The 13,951-nt window shown below is 55.7% G+C and carries 9 protein-coding genes; all 9 read left to right on the top strand.

The genetic code is table 11. The features are described 5' to 3' along the window. Positions 1 to 217 precede the first annotated feature (217 nt). The 9 genes from murB to AC07RN_RS19680 all read left to right on the top strand — a co-directional run bounded on the left by murB (position 218) and on the right by AC07RN_RS19680 (position 13,886). Positions 218 to 1,246: a UDP-N-acetylmuramate dehydrogenase gene (gene murB / locus AC07RN_RS19720; protein WP_478337112.1), complete on the top strand. Its 1,029-nt coding sequence runs from the start codon at positions 218 to 220 to the stop codon at positions 1,244 to 1,246. Further along, positions 1,243 to 2,205, top strand: a complete 963-nt coding sequence (gene birA, locus AC07RN_RS19715; protein WP_478337111.1) for a bifunctional biotin--[acetyl-CoA-carboxylase] ligase/biotin operon repressor BirA — start codon at positions 1,243 to 1,245, stop codon at positions 2,203 to 2,205. The genes murB and birA overlap by 4 nt, the downstream gene beginning before the upstream one ends. A gap of 533 nt (positions 2,206 to 2,738) precedes the next feature. Then, complete coding sequence (gene bcsO / locus AC07RN_RS19710; RefSeq protein ID WP_478337110.1) at positions 2,739 to 3,245, top strand: cellulose biosynthesis protein BcsO; 507 nt, start codon at positions 2,739 to 2,741, stop codon at positions 3,243 to 3,245. Further along, positions 3,236 to 4,039 (top strand): cellulose biosynthesis protein BcsQ, encoded by an 804-nt coding sequence (bcsQ, locus tag AC07RN_RS19705; protein ID WP_015960901.1) that lies wholly within the window; start codon positions 3,236 to 3,238, stop codon positions 4,037 to 4,039. The genes bcsO and bcsQ overlap by 10 nt, the downstream gene beginning before the upstream one ends. Positions 4,040 to 4,057: 18 nt before the next feature. Beyond that, positions 4,058 to 6,157: a UDP-forming cellulose synthase catalytic subunit gene (gene bcsA / locus AC07RN_RS19700; RefSeq protein ID WP_478337109.1), complete on the top strand. Its 2,100-nt coding sequence runs from the start codon at positions 4,058 to 4,060 to the stop codon at positions 6,155 to 6,157. Next, on the top strand, positions 6,154 to 8,436 hold the full coding sequence (bcsB, locus tag AC07RN_RS19695) for a cellulose biosynthesis cyclic di-GMP-binding regulatory protein BcsB (protein WP_478337108.1): 2,283 nt from the start codon (positions 6,154 to 6,156) through the stop codon (positions 8,434 to 8,436). Before bcsA ends, bcsB begins: the two co-directional genes overlap by 4 nt. Next, complete coding sequence (locus tag AC07RN_RS19690) at positions 8,433 to 12,407, top strand: cellulose biosynthesis protein BcsC (protein ID WP_478337107.1); 3,975 nt, start codon at positions 8,433 to 8,435, stop codon at positions 12,405 to 12,407. Before bcsB ends, AC07RN_RS19690 begins: the two co-directional genes overlap by 4 nt. Then, positions 12,407 to 12,886 carry a cellulose biosynthesis protein BcsD gene (gene bcsD, locus AC07RN_RS19685; RefSeq protein WP_015960897.1) on the top strand — a complete coding sequence of 160 codons (480 nt, stop codon included), beginning with the start codon at positions 12,407 to 12,409 and terminating at the stop codon, positions 12,884 to 12,886. The genes AC07RN_RS19690 and bcsD overlap by 1 nt, the downstream gene beginning before the upstream one ends. Positions 12,887 to 12,893: 7 nt before the next feature. Further along, positions 12,894 to 13,886: a family 8 glycosyl hydrolase gene (locus tag AC07RN_RS19680; RefSeq protein ID WP_478337106.1), complete on the top strand. Its 993-nt coding sequence runs from the start codon at positions 12,894 to 12,896 to the stop codon at positions 13,884 to 13,886. Positions 13,887 to 13,951 lie beyond the last annotated feature (65 nt).

Below are 13,951 nucleotides of genomic sequence, written 5' to 3'. Positions count from 1 at the left end.
AGAAGTGAAACGCCGTAGCGCCGATGGTAGTGTGGGGTCTCCCCATGTGAGAGTAGGGAACTGCCAGGCATCAATAAAGAAGAACCCCGGTCCGCAAGGTCCGGGGTTTTTTGCTTGTGTTTTTGTGTAAGATCGCAGACTCCCTCCTGTCAAACTAATCCCCTATCGACTCACATATACGGTAAACTATCGCAGAAATTGCATCAGGATAGCGTCTATGAACCATAACCTTAAGCCCTGGAATACCTTTGGTATTCAACGAATTGCCGATAACATCGTACGTGCCGACAATACTCATCAACTTCTTGATGCGTGGAACATGGCGACTGAAAATCATCAACCCGTTCTGATTCTCGGTGAGGGAAGTAACGTCCTCTTTCTTGAAGATTTTGCCGGTACAGTCATTATTAACCGCATTATGGGCATTGAGGTTAGTGAAACGGATGATAGCTGGCACCTGCATGTAGGCGCGGGCGAAAACTGGCATAAACTGGTGCAATTCACGCTTGAAAATGGGATGGCTGGCCTGGAAAATCTGGCGCTGATCCCGGGTTGTGTAGGCTCATCCCCCATTCAGAACATCGGTGCTTATGGCATTGAACTTAAACATGTTTGTGACTATGTCGACTGCATCGAACTGGCGACAGGCAAAACGAGTCGCCTGACTGCGGAACAGTGCCGCTTTGGTTACCGGGACAGTATTTTCAAACACGAATATCAGGATCGTTATGTCATCGTGTACGTGGGTTTGCGCCTCGCAAAACGTTGGCAGCCGGTATTAACTTACGGTGATTTAACCCGTCTCGATCCGCTAAAAGTCACTGCACGTGAAGTTTTCGACGCGGTATGTCATATGCGAATGACGAAACTTCCTGATCCCAAAGTGAATGGAAATGCCGGTAGTTTCTTTAAAAACCCTGTTATTAGCTCCGAAACGGCAGAAAAATTGCTCGCTGAATGGCCTAACGCGCCGCATTATCCGCAAGCAGATGGATACGTGAAGCTCGCCGCTGGATGGCTAATCGATCAATGTCAGCTCAAAGGTTCGGTAAAAGGTGGTGCTGCGGTCCATCGCCAGCAAGCGCTGGTACTGATCAATGAAAATAATGCGACCAGCGAAGATGTCGTTGCTTTGGCCCATTATGTTCGCCAATGCGTTGGCGATAAATTCGGGGTTTGGCTTGAGCCAGAGGTCCGTTTTATCGGGCGTACTGGTGAAGTGAATGCCGTGGAGACGATTGCGTGAGAGATAATACCGTTCCATTAACGCTGATCAGCATTCTTGCTGATGGTGAATTTCACTCGGGCGAGCAACTGGGCGAGCGCCTGGGCATGAGTCGTGCGGCGATCAATAAACACATTCAGACCCTGCGCGACTGGGGAGTTGATGTTTTCACGGTACCCGGAAAAGGCTATAGCTTACCGGAACCTATTCAGCTACTGGATGAGGACGTCATTCGCAGCCAGTTGAAGCAGGGAAAAGTGACCGTTCTGCCCGTTATTGATTCCACAAACCAGTATTTACTAGAACGTATCAATGAACTGAACTCTGGTGACAGCTGCGTTGCTGAGTACCAGCAGGCCGGTCGGGGACGTCGAGGGCGCAAGTGGTTCTCACCGTTTGGCGCAAATCTCTATCTCTCAATGTTCTGGCGTCTTGAGCAAGGTCCGGCTGCCGCCATCGGTTTAAGTCTGGTGATCGGTATTGTGATTGCTGAAGTGCTTCACGACTTGGGCGCTGATAAAGTCCGCGTAAAATGGCCTAACGACCTCTATCTGAACGATCGGAAACTTGCAGGTATTTTGGTCGAAATGACGGGGAAAACCGGGGATGCTGCGCAGATCGTGATCGGTGCGGGTCTTAATATGGTCATGCGGAACGTGCAGACGGATGTGGTCAATCAGGGCTGGATCACGCTGCAGGAAGCGGGCGTAACTATTGATCGTAATACCCTCGCTGTTCGCCTTATTAAAGAATTACGTGAGGCGTTAACCCTCTTTGAGCAAGACGGGCTGTCACCGTTCCTGAGTCGTTGGGAAAAACTGGATAATTTTATCAACCGCCCGGTGAAACTGATTATTGGTGATAAGGAAATCTTTGGCACCTCTCGTGGTATCAATGCTCAAGGTGCTCTCCTGCTCGAACAGGACGGTATTGTGAAGCCGTGGGTTGGTGGCGAAATTTCACTGCGAAGCGCAGAATAACCAGAGGGAGCCACTGGCTCCCTTTTTTTTGCGTGCGCGTATATTAAGCCCCCCTAAAGTAGTAGGCCTGGAAAGAATATTAGTAAGAATAAGGAGTTAACGAAAATCGGTAAAAACTAACGACGAAAAAGTATTTCTAAATATTTCACAGGGTAACTTTTTATTAAATCAATGGTCACCGTAAGTAGATATTAAATCTAACAAATCATTTTAAATCACTATTTAAATCTGGATTTGTGAGTTTTATATAAAATATAACCCCATGAATTTATTTTAGTTAAGCCAATAAGCGCACCGTGTTTTTTTCGATCAAAAACAGTTAGCATGTGTCGAGTCGATGTTTACTGTTAAGTCGTAAATAAACAATCCGGCATTAAAACCATAATTTAAGCATGCCCATAATAAGCGTTCAGTTAACTCTGCAACGTAACTGTATACCTACACCTGAATAAAACTCGTCTGTCGATCGTAAATGACCACGTGAGTCAAACTGTGGTGTGTACATTATTCATTTGTAAATCATGAGTATAACTATGAATCATTATGATGATTTGCAGCGATTTAAGGACAAAACGCGCAATCAGGCGCTCGATTTTAAAGACTTCTCCGGACAAAATCAGGTGAGCGAGCAAGGAAGTTGGGCCATTCTTAATCAACTTCTTCCTGCAACGGAAACAAATGCCCTTGCCGCCGGAGGACACGTCTCTTTATCCGTTCCTCAACCTGTCACTCCAGAGGCATTTGCGCTGACGGATGCTGCCTTCGTGCCTGATAAGGTTGTGATTGAGCCGGTGTCTCATGATGCCCCTTCGATATTACATGACGTTGCCGAACAGCTTGCCGTTACGCCTGACACTGTATCTGCTGCACCTGCACCTGCACCTGCACCTGCACCTGAATCGACCCGCGCCGTTATGCCTGCGCCTGCTGAGGTGAATTTCTCGCGTCTGTTCGCTCCTGCGACGAACACCCCGAAGCCCACCGCTGAAAAAAATCAGCCCCTGAATTCCCTGCTGGAAAGGATCGCCACATGCCGTTAGTTTGCATTTGTTCGCCAAAAGGCGGCGTGGGTAAGACGACCATGACCGCAAATCTGGCCTATGCGCTCGCGCGCTCGGGAAGCAAGGTTTTAGCGCTGGATTTCGATGTGCAAAACGCGCTGCGTCTGCATTTTGGCGTGCCGCTTTCCGACACCCGTGGCTACGTTGCCAGAGCAGCAGAATCCTCCGACTGGAGTCAGTTTGTGCTGACTGCCGGTGGAAACCTGTTTGTACTCCCATACGGTGATGCCACCGAACCGCAACGCATGGCGTTTGAAGAACGCCTCACCCATGATGAGCATTTCCTCACGCGCGGTTTAAGCACCCTTTTGAATTATCCGGGGCTGATTATTATTGCCGATTTCCCACCGGGACCGTCGCCAGCCTTAAAAGCAATGTCGCGCCTGGCGGATCTGCACTTGATTACGCTGATGGCGGACACCGCTTCACTTTCTCTGTTGCCACAAATTGAGAATCAACGCCTGACGGGCGGCGCGCTCAATCATAAAGCCGGGCACTATTTTATCCTCAATCAAAGCGACAACCGCCGACAAATCAGTCGTGATGTGACGGCCTTTGTCGAAAATAAACTTGGCGACAAATTGTTGGGCGTTGTGCACCGCGATGAAAGCGTTGGCGAAGCAAATGCCTCCCAACAGTCCGTATTTGACTTCAGTCCGGCATCCGCCGCAGCCTTCGACATTGAGCTTATTGCCAAAAAAGTCGCGGGTATTCTTGGGGTGAAAGTGGGTGACGGTACTGTTCACACCCTTCCGCGTCATTCAGGGTTCTAAACTCAGGCAGAGCAACCTATGAAAAAGTTTCTATTTATTTTGCTGGCCTTAGCAATGATTCCTGTTGCCTTGCTCATCATCATCACGCCGATGGACAGCCAGAAACAATATATCTTTGGCTTTATTAGTATTGGCCTTCTGTTTTTAATGGGCTTTAGCAAAAGACGCAGTATTTCCGTGATTATGGTGGTGATGTCATTATTGATGTCGACCCGCTATATGTATTTCCGCCTGACGCAAACCCTGCATTTTAATTCTGAGATTGAAACAATACTCGGCATGGGGTTATTTCTGGCGGAAGTCTACGTCTGGGTGCTTTTGCTGCTCAACTACCTGCAAACCGTCTGGCCGCTGAAGCGTGAAATTGTCCCGCTGCCCGACGACATGTCGAAATGGCCGACGGTTGACGTCTACATCCCAACCTATAACGAATCGCTGGACGTGGTGCGTGATACGGTGCTGGCCGCGCAGTGTATCGACTACCCGCGCGACAAAATGAAAATCTACCTGCTCGATGACGGGAAGCGCCGTGAGTTTGCCGTCTTCGCGGCAGACGTTGGTGTGGGTTATATCACCCGTAACGACAACTCCCACGCCAAAGCGGGTAACCTGAACCACGCGATGAAGCTGACGCAGGGCGAGCTGATCACGGTATTTGACTGTGACCACGTCGCCACGCGTATTTTCCTGCAAGCCACCGTGGGCGGGTTCCTGAAAGATCCCAAGCTGGCGCTTGTGCAAACGCCGCACTATTTCTATTCGCCAGATCCGTTCGAACGCAACCTCTCCGTCGGGCGAAATATCCCGAATGAAGGGACGCTGTTCTACGGCCCGATTCAGCAGGGCAATGACAACTGGAACGCCACGTTCTTCTGCGGCTCCTGTGCGGTTATCCGCCGTAGCGCATTGGAAGAGATCGGCGGCTTCGCCGTGGAAACCGTCACCGAAGATGCGCACACCGCGTTGAAAATGCAGCGTCTCGGTTGGAAATCCGCGTTCCTCGATATTCCCCTGGCCGCCGGTCTTGCCACCGAACGCCTGGTTCTGCACGTCATCCAGCGTACCCGCTGGGCGCGCGGCATGACGCAAATTTTCCGTCTGGATAACCCACTGTTAGGCCGCGGGCTGACGATTCAGCAGCGCCTGTGCTACCTCAGCGCCATGCTCTATTATCAGTTCGCACTGCCGCGCATCGCGTTCTTAACCGCGCCGCTGGCCTATCTGCTGTTCAACCTCAACATCATTCACTCGTCGGCGGGGCTGGTGTTTGCCTATGCGCTGCCGCACCTGTTCCTGGCGATTTACCTCAACTCGCGGATGAACGGCCGCTATCGCTACAGCTTCTGGGGTGAAATCTACGATCTGGTGCTGGCATTCCACCTGGTATTGCCAACCGCTGTGACCATGATTTTCCCGAAGCGCGGCAAGTTCAACGTGACGGATAAAGGCGCGCTGCTTAACGTCGGCTACTTCGATTTCCGGGTTGTGCGCCCGCATCTGGTGATCGCCATTCTGCTGGCCATCGGCGTTATTGCCGGTATTGTTCGCGCATGCGCCCACGACTACTACGGCGTCGATCCCAGCGTTATCGCGCTCAATGTCGGTTGGGGGCTTTACAGCCTGATCTTCCTGCTGGCGGCGATTGCCGTCGCCCGTGAAACGCGCCAGACGCGCAAAACTATTCGTATCGACGTCAAAATCCCGGTGCTGATCCACTACGCCAGCGGGATCTCTTCCCGCAGCCAGACGGCGGATTTATCGATGGGCGGTTGCCGCATTGAACTGCCGGATGAACGCCATCTGACGGATGAAATCGAAGAAGTGGAACTCCTGCTGCAATCGGGGGCGATCAGCATTCCGGTGAAAGTGGTCGCCACAGACGAAGAGTATATCCGCCTGATGTTTGAAGAGATTCCGCTGGCGCGCCGCCGTGAACTGGTGCGCGTGGTGCTGGCTCGCGCTGATGCGTGGATCCAACCGCCAAAACCGCAGGATAATCCGTTCCGTTCGCTGCTGACGATCGTGCGCTGCGTATTTGATCTCTTCTGGCTGACGTGGAAAACGCGCCGGGAGAACCGCCGCGCGCAAGCGCAGGTGCAGGAGGACGGCAACGCATGAAGCATCTGACAAAACTGACTTTGCTGGCGGCTTCCTTATTTGCGCTGCCGCTGCATGGCGAAGAAACCTCTGTTGAGGCGCTCTTGCCGGTAGAAATGCCCGCGCCGACCGCGCCAGTGCTGGCCAATTTTGTGCCGTCCACGGTAAACAGTATCAGTGTGGCGCAGATGGGCCAGTCGCAGGGCCTGGTGCTCAGCGGCGGCCAGTTACAGGGCGGGATGAACTTCACTCTGCCGATGGATCAGGTCATCACCAACGCGCAGTTGTCGCTAAACCTGAAAGTCTCTCCGGCAATGGCAACGCGCAACGCCACTATGCAGCTGATGCTCAACGGCCAGCCGCTCGGTACCGTGCCGCTGGGTGCGGCGGACAGCGACGTGTCTCGCTTCCAGCTGGATATCCCCGCTGCGCTGTTGGTATCCAGCAACAGCCTGAGCTTCAAGATTAACGATGGCGATGCGATGCAGTGCCAGCGCGATCTGTCGGAAAAATACCGCGTCACCATCCTGCCGGATTCTCGCTTTGATTTGGAAGGCCAGCAGCTCGATATCGGCGCGGATCTCAGCCATTTCCCGCGCCCGTTCTTTGATTCGATGCAGATGACACCCGCCACGATTGCTTTCGCCTTTGGGCCCACGCTCAGCAGCGATACGCTCGGTGCAGCGGCATCGATCTCCTCCTGGCTCGGCATTCAGGCGGATTATCGCGGCGTCTCATTTGCCGCGCTGCACGACACGCTACCCGAGAAAAATGGCATTCTGATTGGCCATCCGGGCGAGAAAATCGGCGGCCTGACGCTGCCGCAGTCTTCTCAGCCGATGCTGCAGATTATCGATAACCCGGCGAACCCGGTTTATAAACTGCTGCTGATCGTCGGTAACGATGAAGCCGCGCTGCGCACCGCCGCATGGCGACTGACGCGGGGCAATTTCACGCAGCAAACCGCCAGCATGGCGATCCCCACGCAGACGATCCCGGCCAGCAAACCTTACGACGCGCCGCGCTGGATCCCAACCGATCGTCCGGTGAAGCTCTCAGAGCTGATCCGCAAGGATCAAAGCCTGACCGTCACCGGGATCTGGCATGCGCCGCTGCGCGTGGCATTCCGCGCGGCCCCGGATCTGTTCCTGTGGGACGGCGAAACCATTCCGCTGCATATCGGCTACCGTTTCCCGACCGAAAGTTGGATCGACGAGAACAAGTCCTGGCTCAGCATGACCATGAACGACACATTCCTGCACAACCTGCCGGTCAACAAACAGGGCGCGCTGGAAACGCTGTGGCATAAAGTGGGTGGCGACGCGCGGCAGGAGAAGTTCGACATGCCGCTGGAGCCGTACATGATTTACGGTGACAACCAGTTGTCGCTCTATTTCAACATCACGGCGAAAGAGAACGCGCCGTGTAGCGTGCTGATGAACAACAACATCAAGAGCCGCATTGACGAAGATTCGTGGATCGATCTGAGCCACACGCGCCACTTCTCGCTCTTGCCGAATCTTTCCTATTTTGTCGGCGCATCCTTCCCGTTCACGCGTCTGGCCGATTATTCGCAAACCGTTCTGCTGCTACCTGAGCAGCCGACCGAAACGCAAATCGCCACGCTGCTGGATATGGCGGCGCGTTCCGGCAATGCCACCGGCACGGCGCTGTACAACAACCGCGTAGTGCTCGGCGTACCGACGGCGGGTGGTAACCTCGAACTGCTGCGCACGCGGGATGTTCTGGCGGTCAGCGGCATGGCGCAGCACGACTTCAACCAGGCACTGTTGAGCGGTTCACCGTTTACTTCCCATGACAACACGCTGGGCGTCCGCACCCCGTCAACGTGGCAGAAACTGCAACGCTGGCTGGCGGGCGACTGGACATCTGATGGTGTCGAAGCCGACCGCTATTTCTCCTCGAACGAAGCCTGGCGCGGGTTTGTCAGCTTCCGTTCCCCATGGAGCAGCGATCGTCTGGTGGTGATGGCGCTCGGCAGTAACGACGAGCAGTTAGCCCGTCTGCATGACGATTTAACTTCTGCGCGCATCAACGCCGGGATTCGCGGTGACGCGGCCATTATCACCAACGAAAACGGCGTACGCAGCTTCCGCGTGGGGTCGCAGTTCCCGAGCGGCGAAATGCCGACCCAGATGATGATTGTCTGGTACGCCAACCAGCACTCGGCGCTGCTGGCGATTCTGGGGCTGATCATGAGTACGCTTTGCGGTCTGGGGCTGTATGCCTGGCTGAAAAAGCGCGCGCGTAAGCGTTTGAATCCGGAGACAGGAAAGTGAAAAAAATAACCATTAAATCGGCAATCTGTCTCTCCGGCGTGCTGGCATTTGGATCGTCGGCTTATGCGGCGCAAAACGATGCGGCGCTGAAAGCGTTGTTCGACCAGGCCAACTACTGGCACGAAAAATCCCATGACGATCTGGCGAGCGAATCGCTCAAAAAGGTGTTGATGGTTGATGCCAACAACACCCAGGCGCTGTATCTGATGGCGCTGTGGGCGCAGCAAAACGGTGATTTGCAGGGCGCGGCGCAGTGGCGTGCGCGGCTGGCAAAAGTCTCGCCGGGCGATGCGGGTTTGCAATCGCTGGATAATGCCAAACAGATGACGCAAGTCCCGCAGGGCACGCTGACCCTGGCCCGTCAGCAGGCGCGGAGCGGCAATATTCCCGCCGCGCTGGCGACCTGGAAAACGCTGTTCAGCGGTGACACGCCACCTGCAAGTCTGGCGCCCGAGTATTACCAGACCATGGGCAGCGATAAATCACTCTATCCACAGGCGCTCGCGGAATTACAGCGCTTTGCGGCGCAAAACCCGCAGGACAACGCCGCGCGCGTGGCGCTGGGCAAAATGCTGACCTGGCAGGAAAGCACGCGCCGCGACGGGATTATCCAGTTACAACAAATGGCGAGCGGCAGCAAAGACGCGGATGCCGGTTTACGTCAGGCGCTGCTGTGGCTGGGACCTAAAGCGGGTGACGAGCAGTTCTACGACACCTGGCTGCAACGCCATCCGCAGGACAGCGAAGTGCAGGCGTACTATCGCAAAAACATCGGCGGTGCCGCGAAAGGCGAAGGCTATACCGCGCTGAACAGCGGCAATACCGACGCGGCAAAACGTCAGTTTGAGCAGGTGCTGCAAACCAACCCGCAGGACGCCGACGCGCTGGCGGGAATGGGGTATATCGCTCAGCGCAGCGGTGACTATCAGGCGGCTGCGCAATATCTCGGTCGCGCCGCCAGCCAGGGTGGAGACGCGTCAACGGCGCGCCAAACGCAGGCCGACGACGCCGCATTTTACGGTCAGCTCGCCCAGGCGCAGCAGGCGCTGAAAGAGGGCAACGTCAGCCAGGCGCTGGCGCTCTCCGCACCGCTGGTGCAGCAAAGTGGCGAACGTGGAACGGCGGCCAAACTGTTCCGCGCCGACGTGCTGCGCCATAACAAAGACTATCCGCAGGCCGAACAGACGCTGCGTGAGTTGATTAACCAGCAGCCGCAAAACGGCGCGGCGCGGGAAAATCTCTATTACGTTCTGAAAGAGCAGAACAAAACGGAAGACGCACAGGCGATGCTGCGCACGTTGCCAGAGAGTTTGCAGGCGAAGCTCCAGCCGCGTGTGGTGGCGGGTTTGCCTGGCGATCCGATTCGTCGTCAGGCGCAGCAGGCGGCGGCCAACGGCAATACTGAACAGGCGATCGGCATTCTGCGTCAGGGCATAGCGCGTTTACCGGATGACCCATGGTTGCGTCTCGATCTGGCACGCTTGCTGCAAAAATCAGGCGCGGATGGCGAAGCTGCGGCGGTGATGCAGCCCGCGTCTCGTCCGGGGGCGGGCGCAAGTTCCCTGTACGCGGCAGCGTTATTCGCCAGCGAAAGTGGGGCATGGCAGCAATCTCAAAGCCTGCTGTCGCGCGTTTCTCCTGCCAGCCAGACGCCGCAAATGCGCGAGCTGGCGCAGCGCGTGAACACCAATCTACAAATGGCGACAGCTGAACGCTATCTGGCGCAGGGTAACTCAGTGGCAGCGGCGAACACGCTTAAAACGCTGTCGGCGCGTCCGCCGGAAAGCCCGGCAGATGCGGGCAAACTGGCGCGAATGTTGGCGCAAAGTGGTGACCTCACTACCGCGGTGTCGGTGGTGCGCAGCAATATGCGTGAAGGCGTGAAGGGGAACGCGGGTGATTATGCCGATCAGGTGGCGGTGCTGAATCAGGCCGGGCTGAACGGCGAAGCGCAGAGTTTCCTCTCGAATCCAGAACTGTTGTCGCGCAGCACGCCAACGCAGCTTGCGGGCGTGCGAAACGGCTATGTGATCAACGAAGCGGATCAGCTCCGCGAGCAGGGCAACTATGCGGCGGCGTATGACAAGCTGATTCGCGCCCTGCAAAGCGATCCGCAAAATACCGATCTGATGTTTGCGATGGCGCGTCTGTATCAGACCGGCAAAATGAACAAAGAAGCGGGCGTGGTTTACGACTACCTGATGACCCGCGACACGCCAACTCAGGATGCTCGCGTGGGCGCAATCGACGTGGCGCTGGCCGAAGATAACGTGGTCAAAGCGAAACATCTCGCCAACGGCCTGCAAAGCGATACTTCGCCGCAGCGTCTGATTTTGTTGGCACGCCTGGAAGAGGCGCAGGGCAATCATCAGCAGGCGATGACGTATCTGCGCAGCGCGCGCGGCAAGCTGCTGGGTCTGCAGTCGACCAACAGCTCTGCCACGCCGACCATGGGCGGTTTATTGCTGGCGGATAACCCGTTCATGACCACCAGCCGTTCGTCACAGGCGGTGGGCGCGACAACGTCCAGCGACAGCGCATTGCCGTGGCAACTGGCGCAAACCGCACGCGAGCCGGGCACCACGCTGCCGGGCACCACGCGTACCGATTTGCCGCAGGAGACGGCCCAAAGCCGCACGCTGCGCCAGGTTGATGACATGATGCAGCGGATGGATGAGCAGACTGGCATGTGGCTGCAAGGTGGAGTCGAGGTGCGCGGTCGCGACGGTGAATCGGGCACCAGCAAACTGACCGAAGCCAAAGCGCCGCTGACCTGGTCCAGCTCGCCGTTTGGTGAATCGCGCTTCGAGTTTACCGCGACACCGGTGACGTTGAGTGCGGGCAGTGCCAGCGGTGACGCCTGGCGTCGTTACGGTACCAATCCGCTGGCAAATGCGCTCAGCAACGTCAGTACGGCAGTGAAGGCCGCGCTCAATGACAACGTTAATGGACCGGCATTTACCGATCTTAGCGCCTATCAAGACGCGTCGAATTTCACGCCGTTCACTGAGCCTGGCTATGAGCGTTTTGATCGCTTGCTGAATTCTCCGCAACTTACCGCGCTGAGCCAGTCGACTTATAAGCCCAATTCCGGCGAGAAGATCTCGGAGTCAACCGACTCGCAAAAAGCCAACGGCGTTGAGCTAAACATGGCGTTGAGCGGCAAAGACTACAAGCTGGATATCGGCAGCACTCCGCTGGGACAGGATCTCAGCACGCTGGTGGGCGGCGTGAAATGGTCGCCGAAGCTCACGAATTATCTGTCGGTCATTCTGACGGGGGAACGACGAGCCGTGACCGACAGCCTGCTTTCTTACGTGGGAATGAAGGATAAATATTCCGGCGAAACCTGGGGACGGGTGACCAAAAACGGCGGCACCGCGCAGCTGAGCTTCGATGACGGCGATGCCGGTTTTTACGTCGGCGGTGGTGGTTACAGCTATCTGGGCGAGAATGTTGCAAGCAATACCAGCATCAACGCCAATGCGGGTGTGTATGTGCGTCCGTATCACGACGATTTCCGTCAGGTGCAAACCGGGATCAGCATTGGCTGGATGGATTTCTCGAAAAACCTTAGCCAGTTCACGATGGGTCAGGGCGGCTATTTCAGCCCGCAAAACTACGTTAGCGTCTCGCTGCCTGTCGATTATTCGCAGAAGTTTGATAACTGGAAACTGAATCTCGGCGGCTCCGTGGGCTATCAGTCATACAGCCAGGACAGCAGCGATTACTTCCCGGACAGCCCTGACGCCCAGAAAGCGTTAGAAACGCTGGCGGATCTTGGGTTTACCAAAGAGGCTCAGTACAAAGGCACTTCTGAGAGCGGCATAGGCTATACGATGCGTGCTGGCGTGGATTACAACGTCAACAAAGACATGACCATCGGCGGCAAAGTGGGTTATGACACCTTTGGCAGCTATAACGAAAGTACGGCGGGCCTCTATTTCCGCTACATGCTGGGAGACAAATAATGACAACGACACTGGAAAACCCTGCGCTGCTGGGCTGGTTTCGCGGACAGCAAACGCCGGAAGGCTGGTTTGATCTGCTGGCGCTGATCGTGGACGGCATGGTACGCAACGTGGGAGAGCTGGAAAGCCAGCCGTTCCTACGCCAGATGGGCATCGCGCTGGCCGATCAATATCCGCTCCCGGCCTCCGAAACCGTGGGTGAACTTGAAGCGAATATCAATGCGCAACTGGCGCGTTTTGGCTGGGGATGCGTGGAGATCGACACCAGCGATACCGATCTTACGCTGCGTCATCAGGCGCTGCCGGTGAGCCGGGTAGAGGATCAGCAAAGCCGCTGGTGTCATGCCTTCTGTGCAATACTGGAAGGGCTTTATGTCCGCTGGATGCAGGGGCAGGGCGGAAAATCGCACGTGACGGTGAGTCGCGAGCGTCTTTTTTCCCTTTCAGACGTGCAATTCCGTTACCACAACCCACAATGAGCTAATTATGCGTAAGCCCGCATGTGCCGCACTGGCGGTCATGATGACTATGATATTTTCCCCGTTCTCTCAGGCCGGTCAGGCCTGGGAGAGTTATAAAGCGCGCTTTTTGATGCCGGATGGCCGGGTTGTCGACACTGGCAACGGCAACGTTTCGCACACCGAAGGGCAAGGCTTTGCCATGCTGATGGCAGTGGCGAGCGATGACAAAACGGCGTTCGACAAGCTTTGGCACTGGACTGACAGTACGTTGAAAAACAAAAGCAACGGCCTGTTTTACTGGCGCTACAATCCGGTCCTGCCGGACCCGATTCCTGACAAAAATAATGCCTCCGATGGCGACGCGCTGATCGCCTGGGCGTTGTTAAAAGCGGACGCGCGCTGGCATGACGCGCGTTACAGCCAGGTATCCGATGCGATAACCAAATCGCTGGTGGCGCGCACGGTCATTCGCTATGCGGGTTACCGGGTGATGCTGCCGGGCGCGCAGGGGTTTAATCTCAACAGCGAAGTGATTTTGAATCCGTCGTACTTTATTTTCCCTGCCTGGCAGGCCTTTGCCGATCGCAGTCATTTGCAGGTGTGGCGCGAGCTGATTCAGGATGGGCACAAGGTGCTGGGCAAAATGGGCACGGGCACGGCGAATTTGCCGACTGACTGGATGTCACTGGCGGCGGGCGGCAAGCTGACCCCGGCCAACGCCTGGCCGCCGCGAATGAGCTATGACGCGATCCGTATTCCGCTGTATATCCGCTGGTCGAGTCCGCAAAGTCCGTCACTGACGCCATGGCGCAGCTGGTTTGGACAATTCAGCCGCGAGAAAACGCCCGCCTGGGTGAACGTCACGACCAATGAATACGCGCCTTACATGATGGAAGGTGGGTTGTTGGCAGTGCGTGATTTAACGATGGGGCAATCCTCCGGCGAACCGGATATCACCGCGAAGGATGATTATTATTCGGCGAGTCTGAAGATGTTGGTGTGGTTGGCGGAGCAATGATTGATCTCCTCTCCTCGTGAGTGGAGGAATCCCTACACATTGATGATTGGCACAATGTACTCCCT

The sequence above is a fragment of the Lelliottia sp. GFLA7 genome (assembly GCF_056490165.1).
This window is presented reverse-complemented; position numbering and strand designations above follow the sequence as displayed.